The 17,981-nt window shown below is 56.4% G+C and carries 17 protein-coding genes; 16 read left to right on the top strand and 1 reads right to left on the bottom strand.

The window, feature by feature from the left end; all coding sequences use genetic code 11:
• The first annotated feature begins 84 nt into the window (after nt 1–84).
• The 16 genes from B1A75_RS07110 to B1A75_RS07035 all read left to right on the top strand — a co-directional run bounded on the left by B1A75_RS07110 (nt 85) and on the right by B1A75_RS07035 (nt 17,245).
• Nucleotides 85–432: an SCP2 sterol-binding domain-containing protein gene (locus B1A75_RS07110; protein ID WP_079935982.1), complete on the top strand. Its 348-nt coding sequence runs from the start codon at nt 85–87 to the stop codon at nt 430–432.
• Nucleotides 433–512: 80 nt separating this feature from the next.
• Complete coding sequence (locus B1A75_RS07105) at nt 513–2,048, top strand: long-chain-fatty-acid--CoA ligase (RefSeq protein WP_079935981.1); 1,536 nt, start codon at nt 513–515, stop codon at nt 2,046–2,048.
• A gap of 20 nt (nt 2,049–2,068) precedes the next feature.
• Entirely contained in the window at nt 2,069–3,211 is a 1,143-nt protein-coding gene (locus B1A75_RS07100) for an acyl-CoA dehydrogenase family protein (RefSeq protein ID WP_079935980.1), read from the top strand.
• Nucleotides 3,208–4,422, top strand: coding sequence for an acyl-CoA dehydrogenase family protein (locus tag B1A75_RS07095; RefSeq protein WP_079935979.1), 1,215 nt, complete (start codon nt 3,208–3,210; stop codon nt 4,420–4,422). Before B1A75_RS07100 ends, B1A75_RS07095 begins: the two co-directional genes overlap by 4 nt.
• A 90-nt stretch (nt 4,423–4,512) precedes the next feature.
• On the top strand, nt 4,513–5,304 hold the full coding sequence (locus B1A75_RS07090) for an enoyl-CoA hydratase/isomerase family protein (protein WP_079935978.1): 792 nt from the start codon (nt 4,513–4,515) through the stop codon (nt 5,302–5,304).
• A gap of 15 nt (nt 5,305–5,319) precedes the next feature.
• On the top strand, nt 5,320–6,162 hold the full coding sequence (locus B1A75_RS07085; protein ID WP_079935977.1) for an SDR family NAD(P)-dependent oxidoreductase: 843 nt from the start codon (nt 5,320–5,322) through the stop codon (nt 6,160–6,162).
• 69 nt (nt 6,163–6,231) lie between these two features.
• Entirely contained in the window at nt 6,232–7,374 is a 1,143-nt protein-coding gene (locus B1A75_RS07080; RefSeq protein WP_079935976.1) for a thiolase family protein, read from the top strand.
• A 20-nt stretch (nt 7,375–7,394) separates the two neighbouring features.
• Nucleotides 7,395–9,140: an ABC1 kinase family protein gene (locus tag B1A75_RS07075; protein ID WP_079935975.1), complete on the top strand. Its 1,746-nt coding sequence runs from the start codon at nt 7,395–7,397 to the stop codon at nt 9,138–9,140.
• 16 nt (nt 9,141–9,156) lie between these two features.
• Complete coding sequence (locus B1A75_RS07070; RefSeq protein ID WP_063330143.1) at nt 9,157–9,483, top strand: hypothetical protein; 327 nt, start codon at nt 9,157–9,159, stop codon at nt 9,481–9,483.
• 27 nt (nt 9,484–9,510) lie between these two features.
• Nucleotides 9,511–10,617: a Zn-dependent alcohol dehydrogenase gene (locus B1A75_RS07065; RefSeq protein WP_079935974.1), complete on the top strand. Its 1,107-nt coding sequence runs from the start codon at nt 9,511–9,513 to the stop codon at nt 10,615–10,617.
• A 54-nt stretch (nt 10,618–10,671) separates the two neighbouring features.
• Nucleotides 10,672–11,100 carry a hypothetical protein gene (locus B1A75_RS07060; RefSeq protein ID WP_079935973.1) on the top strand — a complete coding sequence of 143 codons (429 nt, stop codon included), beginning with the start codon at nt 10,672–10,674 and terminating at the stop codon, nt 11,098–11,100.
• A gap of 116 nt (nt 11,101–11,216) precedes the next feature.
• Nucleotides 11,217–12,707, top strand: a complete 1,491-nt coding sequence (locus tag B1A75_RS07055) for an aldehyde dehydrogenase family protein (RefSeq protein WP_079935972.1) — start codon at nt 11,217–11,219, stop codon at nt 12,705–12,707.
• A gap of 91 nt (nt 12,708–12,798) precedes the next feature.
• The gene (locus B1A75_RS07050) at nt 12,799–13,713 is read left to right on the top strand and encodes a R2-like ligand-binding oxidase (RefSeq protein WP_254866607.1); all 915 of its coding nucleotides are present in this window, start codon (nt 12,799–12,801) and stop codon (nt 13,711–13,713) included.
• A gap of 285 nt (nt 13,714–13,998) precedes the next feature.
• Nucleotides 13,999–14,604 (top strand): DUF6230 family protein, encoded by a 606-nt coding sequence (locus tag B1A75_RS07045; protein ID WP_063330147.1) that lies wholly within the window; start codon nt 13,999–14,001, stop codon nt 14,602–14,604.
• A 291-nt stretch (nt 14,605–14,895) separates the two neighbouring features.
• Nucleotides 14,896–16,038 (top strand): DUF6114 domain-containing protein, encoded by a 1,143-nt coding sequence (locus tag B1A75_RS07040; RefSeq protein ID WP_079935971.1) that lies wholly within the window; start codon nt 14,896–14,898, stop codon nt 16,036–16,038.
• Between the two features lie 19 nt (nt 16,039–16,057).
• Nucleotides 16,058–17,245, top strand: coding sequence for a coiled-coil domain-containing protein (locus tag B1A75_RS07035; protein ID WP_079935970.1), 1,188 nt, complete (start codon nt 16,058–16,060; stop codon nt 17,243–17,245).
• 204 nt (nt 17,246–17,449) lie between these two features.
• On the opposite strand, the gene B1A75_RS07030 is transcribed toward B1A75_RS07035, so the two are convergent.
• Nucleotides 17,450–17,981: response regulator transcription factor (locus B1A75_RS07030; RefSeq protein ID WP_139761715.1), on the bottom strand; the 532-nt coding region annotated here is incomplete at its 5' end.

Here is a 17,981-nt window from a genome sequence, read left to right as displayed (position 1 = left end):
GGATGGATGGCTGTTTGGAAGCGTTTTATAGTAAAGATGTACAATAAAAATTCTGATAGTTCTAAATAGTCAGGAGGTACAATCATGCCGAGTGTAAAAGAAGTATTTGAGCTCATCGATCGACAATTGAAAGAAGACATTTCCAGAGCGGAAGGGATTGTCGCCGTATACCAATTCAATTTAAGCGGTGCTGAAGCCGGTGTCTACCAAGTGGTGCTCCGGCCGGACACCGGATTTGTCGTCGAGGGGGAACAAGAGCCGTCCGATTGCACGTTAAGTTTGGATAGCGAGGATTTCAAAAAAATGGCGGAAGGGGAATTGAACGGAACGGAGGCGTTTATGAGCGGCCGGCTGCGGATTGACGGGGATATGGGGTTGGCGCTCCGCCTTCAAGAAGTGTTGGCTGCCTATAACAGCGCGAAGCAAGCGTAGGCGGCTTAAAGGAGGCGGCAAACGGAGGAGAGACCAGCGTTTGCCGTCTTCCGACAAACTGGATTAGGAGAGAGAGAACGATGCATTTGACAGATATTTGGAAAAGGAATATCGAGGAGTACGGCCCATATCCGTTGTTGTTGTTCGAGGGAAAAGAATACACGAACATTGATTGCGACGAATGGTCATCGCGTCTGGCCCGTGTGTTAGTCGAGCGGGGGGTGCGGTCAGGCGACAGGGTTGTTGTGACGATGCCGAACGGTCCCGAGGTGATTTGGGCGTTCAGCGCCGTTGTCAAGGCGGGAGCGGTTGTCGTGCCGGTGCTGCCGCTATTGCAGGCGCACGAATTGCGCCACATCTTGCTTGATTGCCAGCCAAAAGCCGTGCTGACGACCGAATGGCTCATCTCCAAGGTGAAAGAAGCGGCGGAAGGGCTTTTGTCATCTCCGCAATTGTTCACGTTGGATGAGGCGGATTCTCCCCATTCGCTGTTTCACACCATGAAACGGACGGACGGCTCTGCCTTTTCGGTGCCAGTTGGCGAGGAGGAAACAGCGGCGCTGTTTTACACATCGGGAACGACGGGCAAACCAAAAGGCGTGTTGCTCACGCACCGAAACTTATGCAGCAATGCGGAACACGCGGCCGAAATCGCGAAGCGGCTGCCGGTCCACACCAAACGGGTGTCGCTCGGGGTGCTGCCGTTTTCCCACGCCTTTGGCTTTACCATGATGAACGTCGCGCTTTTGCTCGGTGAACAAGTTGTGCTTTTGCCGTATTTTGAGCCGAAGAAAGTGCTCGAAGCGATCGAGCGCTATCAAGTCGCCCATACGGCGATGGTGCCGGCGATGTTCCATGCGTTGTATCATTGCCCGGAGGCGGATCAGTATGACACGTCAAGCTTGATCGCCTGCGTGTCCGGTTCCGCGTCGCTGCCGCCGCAGCTGGCCGAAGCATTTGAACGGAAATTTGGCTGCCTCATCCTAGAAGGCTACGGATTATCAGAAGCGGCGCCGATTGTGACGGCTACCGATCCGACCAAGCCGGTCAAGCGTGGTTCAGTAGGGCTGCCGCTTCCCGGGGTGCAAGTGGCGGTCGTCGATGAACACGGGAACCGCCTGCCTCCAAATGAAGTGGGAGAATTGATCGTCTCCGGCCCGAACGTGTTCCACGGGTACTACGGGAGAGAAGAGGAAAGCCGTGAAGTGTTGCGCGGCGGATGGCTGTATACCGGCGATATGGCGCGCATCGATGAAGACGGGTACGTGTTTATCGTCGACCGGAAAAAAGATGTCATCATTCGCGGCGGATTCAACATTTACCCGCGCGATATCGAGGAACTGCTTATGTCCCATCCGGATGTGCTTGAAGCCGGCGTTGTCGGCGTCCCTTCGCCGAAAATGGGGGAAGAAGTCGCCGCGTATGTCGTCGTCCGGCGTGGGGCCCAAGTGACCGAAGAGGAGCTGATTGAGTTTTGCCAAAAGCGGGTGGCGAAATACAAAAGCCCGCGCTTTTTGAAAAAGGTCGGCTACCTGCCGAAAAACATAATCGGCAAAATCGACAAAAAGAAGCTGCGTGAATGGGCCAGCGAGTTTATTCCCGCTGTCCAATCGTAATGGAAAAGGAGAGGGACAAGGTGATTTCGTTTCAACCGACTGAAGAAGAACAGGCGTTTTTTCAAGTCGCCCGCAGCCTTGCCGTCGAGAAAATTCGGCCGGCCGCGAGAGAGTGTGAGAAACGCCGGACCGTTTCGGCTGACTTGAGTGACCGGGTGGATGAACTCGGCTTGTCGGCGCTCGAGCTCCCGGAATCGTGGGGAGGCTTGGAACTGCCCCTTCTGTCGCAAGCGCTCATTTGGCAAGGGCTCAGCTATGGCGATTTAGGCGTCATTCAAGGGCTTCCGGGGGCGCAAGAGGCGTCTTCCCTCTTTCGTCTGTCTTCCGAGCACCGCGTGTGGCACCGGTACCGGGAAATGGCGAAAGGCGGATGGCCGACTGTCGCCTGGATCGACGAAGCGGAACAAAAAGAACCGCTGAAGGAAGCGATTCGCGTGCGCCGGCGCGGCAGCGGATATATTGTGGACGGGGTGTCGTCTCCAGTCCGCTTGGCGTCGAAAGCCGACTGGGCGGTCATCGCCGCTAGGGACGAAGAAGAGGAAACGGTATTGCTCGCCTTTGATGAGCGAGTATGGGAGATCGAAGAAGGAGACATAAGGCTTGGGCTGCTTGCTGCTGGCATTGCTCGCCTTCGGTTTGCGGAAGTGTACGCCGGTCCGGAGCAACTCGTTGCCCGCGGACCGGAAGCGCACGCATTGCTCAACCGCGTGCGCGCCCGAAACCAAGTCATCGAAGCGGCGAAGGAAGTCGGCTTGATGGAGGCGGCGCTTGATTACACCATTGAATACACCGCGGGAAGAAAGGCGTTCGGACAAGAGATCGCCAAGTTCCAAGGGGTGTCATTTACGATCGCAGAGATGGCGTTCGAATGCCGCGGGGCGAAACTGCTTGTATGGCAAGCGGCCGCTGCGGTTGACCGAGGGGATGAACAGGCGGGCGGCTACGCCTGGAGGGCGTTGTCGCGGGCTCATCGTTCGCTGCGCTATGTCACCGATCAGGCCGTGCAAATGCTCGGCGGGCACGGGTACGTGCAAGAATACCCGGCCGAAAAATGGATGCGCGACGCCCAAGCGCAAGTGATGCTGTACGGCCGGGAAACGGACTGGCTCATCCGCCGCGGCGAACAGCTGCTGGGCAAACGGAAAGAGAGGGTGGCGCCATGATTTCCTTTGAATTCTCACCGCAGCAAAAACAAATCAAAGAACTCGTTCATTGGTTTGCTAAACATGAAGTGCGCCCGATCGCGCTGGAGGCCGACCGGCTCGGGCGGGTGCCGGACGAATGGCTGCAAAAAGTCAACAAAATGGGCATCCAGCTGAATGCGTCTTCGTTTGGCGGAGGGCGTCCGCCGTCTCATGCGGAAGGAAAGAAAGAGAAAAAAGAGCGCGAAGGCAACCGCGTGGCCGTCATCGCCGCCGAGGAGCTCGCGTGGGGATGCCCAGGCATCGCCCTTTCCCTTCCCGGCCCTGGCCTTGGCGGGCCGCCGATTCAATCGAGCGGCACGCCGGAGCAGAAACGGCGGTTTTTGTCCATTTTCACGAAGGAGGAGCCGCGCTGGGGAGCTTACGCCTTGACGGAACCGGAAGCCGGCTCGGACGCGTCCGGCATCCGCACGACGGCAAAAAAAGTGGACGGCGGCTATGTATTAAACGGGCAAAAAATTTTCATCACCAACGGCGCCCGCGCTTCTTGGGTCGTCGTGTTCGCCACGGTTGATCCGAAGTTGGGCCGCGCCGGGCACCGGGCGTTTGTCGTCGAAAAAGGGACGCCGGGATTTGTCGCGACCCGCACCGTCCATAAGATGGGTTTGCGCGCCAATGAGACGGCAGAGCTCTTGTTTGAAGACTGCTTTGTTCCCGATGAAAATTTGCTTGGCAGTGAAGAGCTGTATAGCGCAAATGCGAATAAACCGTCCGGTTTCCAAGTGGCGATGAAAACATTTGACAGCACGAGGCCGATCGTCGCGGCCATGGCCGTCGGCATCGCCCGCGCCGCCTATGAATATACGCTTGACATCGTCCGGAGCGACTATCCGAAACAGGGGCGGCTGTATTACGAGGCGGCCGAGCGGCTGGCCGAAGCCGAGCAAGAGATCGAGGCGGCGCGCCTGTTGACGTGGGAAGCGGCGTGGAAAGCCGACATTGGCGAGCCGAATGCGATGGAAGCGGCCGTCTGCAAAGCAGTCGCCGGTAAAATGGCGCTTCATGTGTGCGCTATGTGCCTTGAACTGCTCGGTCCCGTCGGCCTTGACGGACATTTGGTCGAAAAATTGTACCGCGATGTGAAAGTGTTCGATATTTTCGAAGGCACGCAGCAAATCCAGCGCCTTGTCACTGCAAGGCGGCTGTACGCCCCATACGGCGTGCATGTATAAAAGAGCGGATCGGAGGCTGAAGCGTCTTCGCTTACGGCGGGAGAATATCCAGGAGTCGTCCGTTCCATCGAACGAAAGGAGGGGATCCCAATGCCATATGAAACGCTGCACATCGAACGGCGGAAGAAAGGAGTGGCGTGGATCGTCATCGACCATCCGCCGGCGAACGCCATTAGCGAGCGATTAATGGAAGAATTGGAGAAAGCGGCCGATGAATTGGAAGTCGACCGTGGGGTGCGCGTTGTCGTCATCGCGTCGGCCCATCCGAAAACGTTTCTCGCCGGCGCTGATTTAAAGGACATGATTCAGCGAGGAACCCAGTTTGCCGGCAATGAAGCGGGCATCGCCGAACAAAGCGCCCGCATGCAGCGCTGTTTCGACCGATTCGCGACGATGCCGAAGCCGGTCATCGCGGCCATCAACGGCTACGCGCTTGGCGGCGGCTGTGAACTGGCGCTGGCGTGCGATTTCCGCATCATGGGCGGCGGCAAAATCGGCCTGACAGAAGTCTCGCTCGGCCTCATTCCCGGCGCGGGCGGCACGCAGCGGCTGACGCGTCTTGTCGGGCGGGCGAAAGCGACTGAACTCATTTTTCTCGCCAAGCGGTTGGACCCGCAAGAAGCGCTCGAACTCGGCCTCGTTCATCGCGTCACGTCCCCGGAGCGGCTCGAAGAGGAGGCGGCAGCGTTGGCTGAACAGCTGTCGGAAGGGGCAGTGCGGGCGATGGGGCTCGCCAAGCGGGCCATCTATGCGGCCGAGGGGCTTCCAGAAGACGGATTTGGCATCGAAGCGGCGTCATTTGCGGCAACGTTTAAGACGGGAGAGCCGGCGATTGGGCTGGCGGCGTTTTTCCAAAAGAAACAACCGCAATTTTTACGTTAAACGGAGGGATCACCGATGTCGTCATGGGCGGAACTGCTGAAAGGAAAAGTGGCGGTCGTCACCGGCGCCTCACGCGGCCTCGGGCGCGCGGATGCCTTGGCGCTTGCCGAAGCGGGAGCGGATGTCGTCATTACCGATATTTTGCTCGAATCGGATGAAGAAAGCAAACAGACGGCGCAAAAATATGGGCCGCTCTCACAAGTGATGCAAAGTACAAAAGTTGTGTACGCCGAAAAGACAGCGGAAGAAATTCGCGCCATGGGGCGGCGAGCGCTGGCCCTCAAAATGGACGTCACCGACCGCGAGCAAGTGAAAGAAGTGTTTGCCCGCGTCAAGGAAGAGTTCGGTTCCATTGACATTCTCGTCAACAACGCCGGCACGCTCGACCACGTTTCGCAAATCGAAAAGCAAAACGACGAGTTGTGGGAGCGCGATTTGCGGGTGAACCTGACCGGCACGTACAACTGTACGAAAGCGGTATGGCCGTATATGAAAGAGCAAGGATGGGGGCGGATCATCAACATGTCGTCTGTTGCCGGGACGCTTGGCGGCTTCGGCCAAGCGAGCTATTCGGCCACGAAAGGAGCGGTGTTGAGCTTTACGAAAAGCATGGCGCTTGAAGGGGCGCGCTACGGCATCACCGTCAACGCCATCGTGCCGGGCATCATCAATACAGAAGCATTCCGCATGGGCAACCCGAAAATGAACGAGCGGATGATCCAGCGCACGGCGTTCCGCCGCCCGGGCGAACCGGAAGACGTCGCCAACGCCATCGTGTTCCTTTGTTCCGATAAAGCGAAGTACATCACGGGGATTGGCTTAAACGTCTCCGGCGGCATTGAATTGTTTACGTTTTGACGAAACGGACGCCGCGCTTCGATGCGTGCTGAAGGAAGTTCGATGTCCAGACAGAAAAGGAGGAGGGGCATGAGGGAAGTCGTCATTGTCGACGCTGTGCGCACGGCGATCGGCAAGAAAAAAGGGGCGCTCTCGAACGTCCATCCGGTCGATTTGCTTGTTCCGGTGCTGCGGGCGCTTGTCGACCGAAATGGGCTGGATGCCAGCTTGGTGGAAGACGTCATCGTCGGCTGTGTGACGATGACTGGGGAGCAAGGCGGCAATATCGGCCGCCAGGCGGTGCTTGCCGCCGGATTTCCGGCCAGCGTGCCAGCGTTTTCATTAAACCGGATGTGCGGCTCGAGCCAGCAGGCCATCCATAACGCGGCACAGGCGATTTTGGCCGGCGACATCGACATCGCCATCGCCGCCGGGGTCGAAAGCATGACGCGCGTTCCGATGGGAAGCGACATGGGGCGGTTCAGCCGCCAGCTGACAAATCGGTACAACATCGTGCCGCAAGGGATTTCTGCGGAGATGATCGCGAAAAAATGGGGATTGTCTCGGGAAGAGCTTGATGCGTTTTCCTTGCAAAGCCATGAAAAAGCGGCGGCGGCAACCGACCGCGGGATGTTTGAGCGGGAAATCATTCCGCTTGACGTGCCGGGCGAGGAGGGGACGGTGTCCTTCACCCGCGACGAAGGGATTCGGCGCGACACCTCGCTCGAAAAGTTAGCGGCGTTAACGCCGTCATTCCAGCCGAAAGGCGGCGTCATCACCGCCGGCAATTCCAGCCAAGTCAGTGATGGAGCGGCCGGCGTGCTGCTCATGTCGGCAGAAAAGTCGGCAGCGCTTGGCTTGCGGCCTAGAGCCCGCATCGTCGCCCGCGCGGTCGTCGGCGAAGATCCGGTCATGATGCTCACCGGCATTATTCCCGCGACGAGAAGCGTTTTGCAAAAGGCCGGTTTGCGCCTCGATCAGATGGATGCGATCGAGGTCAATGAAGCGTTCGCTTCGGTCGTCAAGGCGTGGGAGCGAGAACTCGAACCGGATATGACAAAGGTCAATCCGCGCGGAGGGGCGATCGCCCTCGGCCATCCGCTTGGCGCGAGCGGCGCCCGGTTGATGACGACGCTGCTCCATGAGCTTGAGGACATGGACGGGAAATACGGATTGCAAGTGATGTGCATCGGCTTTGGCATGGCAACCGCCACGATCATCGAGCGGCTGTAAGCAGAAAGGAGGGAAGCGGGTTGCACGCATCACTCGAAACGGCCAAGCCAAAACCAGTGCGCGACTTTGCGGCCATTGGCGCCGCCATTGAAGAGGAGCTGGCTGCCATTACGGCGGGAAAACGGCGGCGGAAAATCATCGCTGTGCTTGTCAAAAACGGGCTTGGCATGGTGCTTGGCGACGCCATCACCCGCAAGCTGCGAGGAAACGAGGGAGACAAACAATATTTGCACCATATCGGCCGGAGGCTGCGCCTAGCGTTTGAGGAGCTCGGCCCGACGTTCATCAAGCTCGGGCAGGTGCTTGTTACAAGGCAAGACTTATTGCCAGAGCCGATTACGCTTGAGCTGGAGAAATTGCTTGACCGGGTGCCGCCCATTGAGTTTGCCAAAATCGAGTACATTTTGGAGCGGGAGCTGCCTGACGGCTTGGAGACGTTTGAATGGATTGAGGAGGAGCCGCTCGGTTCGGCGTCGCTCGCCCAAGTGTACAAAGCCAAATTAAAAGACGGACCCGTTGTGGCTGTCAAAGTCGTGCGTCCGACGGTCGAAAAGCTGTTTCGGACCGATATCGCCATCATTAAAAAAATGGCCGACCGCCTGCAAAAGCGGCTGCCGCCCGAACTACAGGCTGCCCTTGACCTCGGGGGGCTCGTGCAAGATTACTACAGCAGCGCCATGGATGAGCTTGACATGACGGAAGAAGCAAGAAAAATGCAAGAAATGAAGCAAAAGTACGAAAGGAGGGCTGAACATGTCACGGTTCCGCACGTGTATGAAGCGACGAAAAACGTCTTGATCATGGAGTACATTGACGGTTGGCTCATTAAAGACTTCCCTGTCGATGTTCTCACCTTCGAAGATCGGGTCAACATCATGATCGATCTTGTCCATCATTACGTGCAAACGATGCTTGACGGCCATTACCATGCGGATGCCCACGGTTCCAACATTATGATCGACAAGCGGACGAAAAAGGCGGTCATCATCGACTGGGGGATGACCGGGCGGATGGACAGCGTGATGGCGCAAATTTTGATGCGTGTCATTTTGCACATCCAGCTCAACCAGGCGGAAGACGCCGCCGAAGTGTTTATGGAACTGATGTCGCCCACCATTTACACCGATGTTGTCAAATTGAAAGATGAACTGCGGACGTTGACGTTAAACTATGTGTCCGCCCATCAAGGGAGCAGCCGCTACAACTATGGCCGCCTCGTCCTTGAAGCGACGGCGATCGGGCTCCGCAACTACTGCAAAGTCCCGAACGGCTTGGCGCTTTGGGCGAAAGGATTTTCCGCCACCGAAGGGACGGCGCGCTGGATTTGCCCGGAAATTTCGTACGGCGAAGTCGTTGAGGCGTATGAAATTCCGATTTTAAAAAGCATCCTCGGAAAGCGCTTTAATTTTCGCGCCAACGCGAGTCTTGTCGCTGAAACGGCGGAAATGATCGCCACCTTCCCGCGCCGGTTCAACAAAGTGTTGGAGACGATGGCCGAAAACAAATGGCGCATGACCGTGCAAGTCCAAACCGACCCGGTGACGCGCAATACGCTCAATCAAATCGCCAACCGGCTGGCGCTTTCCCTCATCGCGTTTGCCATCATTATGGCCACCGGGTTTATTGTCGCCAGCATCCCGGGCGGAACGTTTCTCGGCATGGGCAAAACGACGATCGCCAACATCGGGTTGGCCGCTTCTGTCATCTTGGTCGTTTTCCTTGGCTGGCGGCTGTTCCGGACGCGCAAACAGCGGCCGCGATTTTAAAGAGGGAGGAAGGAACATGCGCGAGGAACAAGAAGAGCTGACGATGTCAAAGCGTATCGAGGCGTTTTACCGGCAAAGCGGCGGACCGGGCAACCCGACCATTCGCCGGTTGCTGGATAAGCATTTGCTTTATGGAAAGGATCATGGCATTCCAGGAAAACGGGAAGAATTCGAAGACGCGTTTCGTGAGGTGTTTTTGCAAGATCATTCAACACGCTCGCTTATTCTCGGTTTTTTTAAGCTGAAATCAGCGCTCAAGCAGGAATGGGACGCCTATTTGGATGCATTGCGGGGCCGCGGCATCCGTGAAGAGGAAGCGGATATGGCCAGCAAGCGGGCGTAATGGGCGGATGGAAAAGGAGGGAACGACATGGCAAAAGCCGCAGTATTGCACCGCTACGGGGAGCCGCTGTCAATCGAAGAACTGGATTTGGCAAGCCCCAAGCGCGGGGAAGTCAAAGTGAAAATGAAAGCGGCGGGCCTTTGCCATAGCGATTGGCATGTGGTTCAAGGGCAATTGCCGCTCCCGCTTCCCATTGTGCTCGGCCACGAAGGAGCGGGCATTGTCGAGGAAGTCGGGGAAGGGGTGACAAGTGTCAAACAAGGCGACCATGTGGTGCTCAATTGGGTGCCGTCATGCGGGACGTGCAGCTACTGCCGCACCGGGCGGCCCGATATGTGCGAGGAGGCGGCTCGACTGACGGCGACCGGCACGCTGCCGGATGGGACGACGCGCTTTTCGCTGCGTGGGAAACCAGTCTATCAATTTTTAACCGCCGGAGCGTTCAGCGAGTACACCGTCGTGCCGGAACAGGCAGCCATCCCGATTCGCCGCGATGTGCCGTTTGAGTTGGCGGCGTTGATCAGCTGCAGCGTCATGACCGGGGTGGGAGCGGTCATTCATACAGCGCAAGTGCGCCCGGGCAGCACAGTCGCTGTGATTGGCGCCGGCGGCGTCGGATTCAACATCATTCAAGGAGCCGCGTTAGCGGGGGCGAAACAAGTTATTGCCATTGATGTCGTCGATGAAAAATTGGCGATGACGAAAACGTTCGGGGCGACGCACACCGTAAACGCCCGCGAGGACGATGCCGTCAGCGCCGTGCTCGACTTGACCGACGGCATCGGCGTCGACTATGCGTTTGAAGCGATCGGCCGCCCGGAGACGATGGCCGACGCGTACAACATGACAAGAAAAGCGGGAACGACGGTCATCGTCGGCATCGCCGCGCCGCATGAAACGGTGGAGATCAACGCCTTTTCGCTGCCGTCCCAATCCAAAACGTTGACCGGTTCTTGGCTTGGCCAAGGCAATCCGCCGGTTGACTACCCGAAGCTGCTTGATTTGTACGCGGCGGGCAAGCTGAAGCTCGAACCGCTCATCAGCGCCGTCTATTCGCTCGACCAAATCAACGACGGATTCGCCGCCCTAAAGAGCGGGCAAAACATTCGCGGCATCATCCGCTTTGATGAATAAAAAAGAGGGCCGCAGCGCCTTGGTCCATCGATGCTTAGAGGGAGGGGGATATGCATGCCGGTGTTTCAAAGTGAGCAGGAAGTATACGACGTTCTCGGCCGCTTTTTTGAGCGCGTGGCCGAAACGGAAGAGTCAAAAGAATTGATTGCGGCGACGGAGATAGGATCTGGATATGACGCGTTTGTCCAATACATTTTCCATAAGCCGGAAGCGAAAATTACATGGGCGCAGGAAAATGGGAAACTGAAAATCGTCTGCGGCGAAACAGCGTTGCGCCCGGAGCTCATTTTTGAGCAGACGGCTGATGTGGGGCATAAATTTTGGCTCGGACAGCTCGACTTGCAGCAGGCGCTCGCCCGCCAGCAAATCAAAGTGCAGGGGCCGCTTGTGAACGCGTTGAAAGTGCTGCCGCAGCTAGATGCCATTTACCCGGCGTACCGCGAATATTTGCAGGAAATCGGGCGGAGCGACTTGTTGCCATAGCAGGCGAGCTTGGGAATGCATGGCGGGATGTCGCCAGGGGCGCTGTAAGCACTTGAAAATGCGCTGTCTCAATCGGCTTTGCGCCCGATATAGTGGTTGGGAAAGGAGAGACGACGATGATTTCTGTGCAAACAACAGAAGCTGGTTTATGGATTGGCGGCGAATGGAGGCCGGCGGCGGATGGCGCGATGTTTGACGTCATCGACCCGGCGACAGGCCAAGTGACGGCCCGTGTGGCCAACGCCGGGGAAAAAGATGTCGACGCGGCGGTCGCCATCGCCGAAGAGGCGTTTTCGGACCGGCGTTGGCTGTCGATTCCGCCGCTCGAGCGCGGGCGCATCTTGCGGCGCATCGCCGAACTGATCCGCCAGCATCATTACGAGCTGGCGCAACTCATGACGCGGGAAAACGGCATGCCGATCAATCAAGCGTTGTTTATCGAAATTCCGCTTGCCGCCGACTGCTTCGACTTTTTCGCCTCGCTCGTCGTCAAGCCGCAAGGGGAGGTGCTGCCGTTTTCCGTCGCCGGCTCGGCGCCGGATTATATGGCGTGGACGATGAAGGAGCCGATCGGGGTGGCTGGGCTCATCACCCCGTGGAACTTTCCGCTGCTGATGCCGACTTGGAAAATCGCCCCGGCGCTGGCGGCGGGCTGTACGATGGTGTTAAAACCGGCGCCGGAAACGCCGCTGACGGCGTTGAAGCTTGCTGAGATTTGCCATGAGGCCGGCGTGCCGGAAGGCGTCGTCAACGTCCTGCCTGGACTCGATGAGGCCGGAAAAGCGCTCGTCCGCCACCCGGGCGTGCCGAAAATCGCGTTTACCGGCGAGACGGAAACCGGGCGCCACATCTTGCAAACGGCCGCTCCCCACATTAAGCGGGTGACGCTGGAGTTGGGCGGGAAGTCGCCGAATATCATCTTTGCGGACGCGGATCTCGAACAAGCGGCGAAAAGCGCGCTGTTTGGCGTGTTCTACAACTCAGGGCAAGTGTGCCAAGCAGGAAGCCGCATTTTAGTCGAACGGCCGGTTTACGAAACGTTTGTCGAGCTGTTGGCCAACAAAGCGAAAAAGCTGAAAGTCGGGCCCGGCACGGATGCGCGCAGCGACCTTGGCCCCGTCATCAGCCGGGAGCAATACGAGAAAGTATTGCGCTACATTGACATCGGCAAGCGGGAAGGGGCGAGGCTTGCCGCTGGAGGGGGCGTGCCCGAGGGGTTTGGTGGCGGATATTTCATTGAACCGACCGTCTTTGCCGATGTATCGCCATCGATGTGCATCGCCCGTGAAGAAATTTTCGGACCGGTCGCCGCTGTCATTCCATTTCAAGATGAAGAGGAAGCCGCCTCCATTGCCAACGATACGATTTACGGCTTGGCTGCAGCGGTTTGGACGAATGACATCAAACGGGCGCTCCGCTTAGCGCAGCGGGTGAAAAGCGGAACCGTGTGGATCAACACGTACCAAGTGCTGTCGCCGACCGCGCCGTTTGGCGGTTATAAGCAGAGCGGCCTCGGCCGTGAGCTTGGGATGCAGGCGCTTGAAGCGTATTTAGAGACGAAAACGATCATTTGCGATGTGAACGAACGGCCGATGACATTGTTTTAAGGAGGGGAACCCGATGGTCCACCATAACGGATTTCATAAGGAGGGGAAAACGATGGTTCGCCATGACGGATTTCATAAGGAGGGGAAAACGATGGTTCGCCATGACGGATTTCAAACGGTGAAAGGAACGATCGATTGGGAGCATCCGATGTACAAATTGTATGAAAAAGCGAAGCGGAACGGGAAATGGAACCCGGCGGACATCGATTTCAGCCAAGATAAAGAAGATTTCGCCCGTTTGACAAGCGAAGAAAAGATCGTGGCGTTGCCGCTCGTTGCCGGCTTTTCCGCTGGGGAGGAGGCCGTGACGCTCGATATTTTGCCGATGACCAACGCCCTCGCGCGCCAAGGGCGGCTCGAAGATGTGATGTTTTTGACGACGTTTATGCATGATGAAGCGAAACATGTCGAGATGTTTTCCCGATGGCAGCAGGAAGTCGGCATCGGGGCCATGGACTTGTCCGTCTTCCATAACGACCATTATAAACGCATTTTTTACGAAGCGCTGCCGGAAGCGATGAACCGGCTGTACACCGATGATTCGCCGGAAGCAGTCATCCGCGCCGCCACGGTATACAACATGATCGTCGAAGGGACGCTCGCCGAATCGGGTTATTACACGTTCCGGCAAATTTACAAAAAAGCCGGGCTGTTCCCTGGCCTTTTGCAAGGCATCGACTATTTGAACATGGACGAAGGCCGCCATATCCAATTCGGCCTTTACACGATCCAGCGGCTCGTCAATGAAAATGAGCGGTATTACGACTTGTTCATCCAATATATGGACGAATTATGGCCGCATGTCGTCGGCTATGTCGCCTATTTGACCGAGCTCGGAAAGCGCCAGCAGCAGCTCGCCCGCACATATGCGCTCGAGATCGACTATGACATGCTGAACAACTATGTCGTCAAACAGTTCAACATTCGCAAAAAACAAATCAGCCGAGCGAAACGGTATGACAGCGTCGAGGAGTTGGAGAAGGCGATCGCCGATTCCGATTCATAAGAAGTCACGCAGGCGGGCTCGCCCCGCCTGCCCGCTTCAAAAGCGGGGCGCACCCAGAATGGAGCGCGGAAGCAACGGTTGGGGTCTCATGGCCAAAAGCGGTTCTCGTTTTCCTGTTTTCTTCGGCTGGGGATCAACCACCGTTTCCCTTAGGCAAAGCAAGATGATGGGAATCGATGTTTGCGAGGAAACAAGGTATTTATTTTGGGGGGAATAGGAATCACTGAACGCTTGTCGGAATGTACAGAAAGAAAAAATGAATGGAAAAACAGGGGGGCATGGATGATGGGGAGCTTGTTTACGGTCAATACGAAACGGTTTGCCATTGCCGGTGGAGCCGGCTTCGCCGCTTTAATCGCGCTGCTGGCGATGCTGCTTTTGTCAGGAACGGCGTTTGCCGCATTTCCGCTGTCTGGGGTCGGCGGGTTTACAATCAGCGCGGACAAAATCACGGGAACAGGGTTTAAGCTGTATCCGGCCATCGGCGAAACAGAACAAAGAGGTGCATGGGGACAAGGCGCCATTGACTTGGCAACAGCCGATATTACGAACTTGGTGTTGACGAAAAACATCAACACCGAATCTGCTCTCGGTGCTTATGGCATTAAAAGCATTGACGTCGTCGTCACCGGCGGCAATGTCAGCGGGCAAAATTTGAAACTGCGCGTTACAGGCATTCAAGCGGCTAGTACGTCATTTACGGGGCTAGAGGTGCAAGAACATAAAACCGACAACCCGCTCAATGTCATCGATTTGAGCGCGCCGAGCTTGACGCTTGAAAAACCGAGCTTGAATACGCACTATTTGTCGGCAGGATCGATTACCATTCCAAACATGAAGCTGAAAGTCGTCGCGAATATGAAAGACGGCAGCCGCGTCGGTGATTTTTAATCCGTCTTGATCATTTCTTATTTGGACCGTTCATTTCCTATTCCTCCCAAAATGAATAGGAACAAACATTCCTGTCATCTTGTTTCCGAAAAACGAAACAACGTGGTTCGCGTCTGGCGCAGCTGGGCGATGAATGTTTGAGTCATAGTCGTCTATGAAAGCTTTACAAAGTCCATCGCATTGAGCATTGTGTAGCATTCTCAAAGCCGGATCCTTTTCTGACCAACACCCGTCAAAAGTGTGAAAGGGACATTAGGGAGGCCAAGACAAAAAGAACAAGGAGGAAAGACGATGAGAAAGATGGGCGAGATCGTGCAGATGGTGATCGTCGGTGCGTTGACAGGAGCGTTTATTGGCGGGATTGTCATCGGAGGAGGGATGGATGGGGCGCTATGGGGGGGCTTGGCCTTGGCTGTCGGTCTGGCGCTGATTGTTTGGCCGCTTCAAGACCGCCCGTCGGTGCTGTCGCGGATAAAATACGGAACGGTGGCCTTTTTGCCAGGAGTGTTCGTCGGCGGCAGCCAATGGGTATCGCTCGGGGCCATCGGTGCGGTGGCAGGAGGGATGGCAAGCAGTGTATTGTTTGCGATTCTTTTTCATAACATGATTGTCCGCCATGAAGAACAAGGGCGTTACGTCCGCACTTTGCTCCATTATTTGTGGATGTTTTTTGGAGGATCAGTTGGGACGTTTCTGGCTTTGAACGCCATCGGCGTCGCCGAACGGTCGTTTCCGTGGCAATCGTGGGTGCAATCGGCGCCGCTTGTCGTCCTTATGGCGATCATCATCGCTCTTGCATTGGGGGGATGCGTGGTTTGCGCCAGCTGGCATAAACGGCGGACGGAAACGTGGCGGCAAGCGTGGGCGGCCGCCCGACGGGGGGGAGCGGTGTTGCTTTTGGCCGCTGGGGTTAGCGTGGTCGTCGTTTCGCTTCTCCACTTCGGTTTTTTGTCTGTCCATACAGCTGTCCGGTGGATCGGCCCGCTTGGTTCGTACGCCCTCGGCTGGGGGGTTCCGTGTTCTTTCGGCTATTTGCTCGCTGCCAATCGCTATCGGCCTGTGCTGGGCTCGGCGTTGGCGATCGCAGGGGCGGTGTTTGTATTAATCGTTGGAATTAGCGTATTTCCCATGTTATTGCTTCCTGGAAGCGGGCTGATGTGGGCTGGGCTGGTGACTGGGCTGGTGATGATGGTGCTGGCGGTGCTGAGCATCATCAAACCGGACAGCCATGTCGTGCTCGGCAGCTTTCTCATCCTCACTTCTATCCTTTCCTTCATTGGTGCGGCGGGCGGCCTCATCATCGGGGGCGTCATCGGCTTGCTTGGCGGTGCTCTCGTGGCTGGATGGAACGGACAGAAAGAGCAGTCGGCCGACAGCGATTATCCGTCTTCCCCCCCACCGCTTCCTCCACATTCGCCAACGATGACGGGATAGAGGAAGGAGAAAATGAACGATGGGGCGAATCAAATGGAAGAAAATCATCCTTCTTGTTCTGCTGCTTCTTCTCTGCCTGCCGCTTGGCGGAACGCATTCGTTGGCGGCGGAGGAGGAAAAAGGATTTGTCATTCACGCTGACAAAGTGGTAGGCATTTTGGATTTAGGAGGGATCATTCTCGGTTCGCCGAAAGTGATTGTCGGGAAACTGCCCATTGCGTTTATTCAAGCGGACATCAGCGGATTGTCGATGGAGCAGGTCATCGACACGCCACAAGGAACAATGGTCTTATCGATTCGTTCAGGCGGAAAGGCGAGCGCCACATGGATGAAACTGGATGTGACGAAACTAACATTCGGCGGCCTTTGCTTTGATGGCTTTCCCATTAAGCAGTGCCTGAAAGACGTCACCTTGGTGGTGACAAAATTGACAGCGTCGCGCCTTTCCATTCCGGATATGTCTTTATCCACATCGTTCGATGGCGCCGCCATAGCGCAAGCGGAACGACAACAAAACGCACTCGAACAAACCGATGTCGCGAAAGAAGCGGAGCGGCTTATTTGGCAGCTCGACGAACAGCAGCAAGGCGACGACAGCGCGGCGCAAATGGTGAAAACGCTGCAGGCGGACGTTCCGGCGCTCGCTGAGCGGGTGAAGGAGCGGGAGAACGAATGGAGGAGCATCGAAGAAAAACGAGGTGGTCTCGCCAGCTCCCTCGAACAGCTGGAAGCGCAAATCGCGGACAAACGAACGGTGGGAAGCGGCGAAAGGAAGCAGTATGAAACGATTCTTGCCGGTTGGCGCGAGCTGAAACAAAAAGGAGAAGAACAGCTGGCCGCAACAAACCAAGACGTGGCGGCGTGGGAGAAACAAAAGAACGTATTGGAGAAAGCGGCGGCTTATGTGACGGAAAAGCTGAAGCTCGGGGAGCAATCGGAAGCGATGAAAGCGATCTCTTCCTTGCGCGTCTTCCTCGAAGCGATCCAAAACCAGCTCGATGGGCAAGTGAAGACCGGTGAGATTTGGCAGGAAGGAATGTGGCAGCTCGAACGTCGGCTCGGCGCGCTCGCCGAGTGGTTCGACAAGCAAAACCAATCGGAGGAAAGTGGGATGGCAGAAGAAAACCAACCTTCCTCGGGGCAAAGTGTTCCGTCTCCCGATGGGAGCGGAGAAGGAAACCCGCCACCGAGCGAAGCAAAGCCATAAGGCGCGACAAGCAGCTGTCTCAAATGGTGGTTCTTCTTTCAACAAAGCACGACATATCATTTTCCAGTAGCTGTTTGATACGTATATGCCGGAATAAGAAAAGGTGTCCCGATCCTTTTGGGACACCTTCGCTTCCTTTGAGGGGGGAGTGCCCCCGTTTTTCGACAAGAGCGATCGTTGCCTGAAAATAAGGATGCGCCATTGTCAAATAATCCCGTCGCGGATCGCTTTGACAATCGCTTCCGTCCGATTTTTGGCGTTCATTTTTTGCAAAATGGCCGAGACGTAATCACGCACCGTATACTCGCTCAAATGGAGCCGCTTCGCTGCTTCATACGTGGACGCCCCTTCGGCGACAAGCTTCAACACTTCGATTTCCCGCGGTGACAAATGGGGCGTCGATGGGGCGATTTCCGGACGCCCGCCGCTAAATTTAGCTAGGATTTCCCCGGCGCTTTGGCCGAATTTCATCACGGCGGTATAAATATCATTTGACAATTGAAACGGCGTTCTCGGGCCGCAATCCAAAATGGCCGCGCCGATGAGACGGTTTTCTGACGGAACGTAGATCGGGGCGATGACGATCGACTCCAGCTGGAACTGTTTTACATATTTCGCCGGCAACCCTTGAGAGGCGCGGGGAACATAAATGGGCGGCGCGTTCGTCATATGGCGGCCAAGCAATTGCAACTGTTGGATGTACTGTTTGATGACAGGAAGGCTGTCGATATGTTCA

It is taken from the genome of Geobacillus sp. LEMMY01 (assembly GCF_002042905.1).
Lineage (GTDB): Bacteria > Bacillota > Bacilli > Bacillales > Anoxybacillaceae > Geobacillus > Geobacillus proteiniphilus.
The sequence above is the reverse complement of the archived record's forward strand: the minus strand, read 5'-3'. Positions and strand labels throughout refer to the sequence as shown.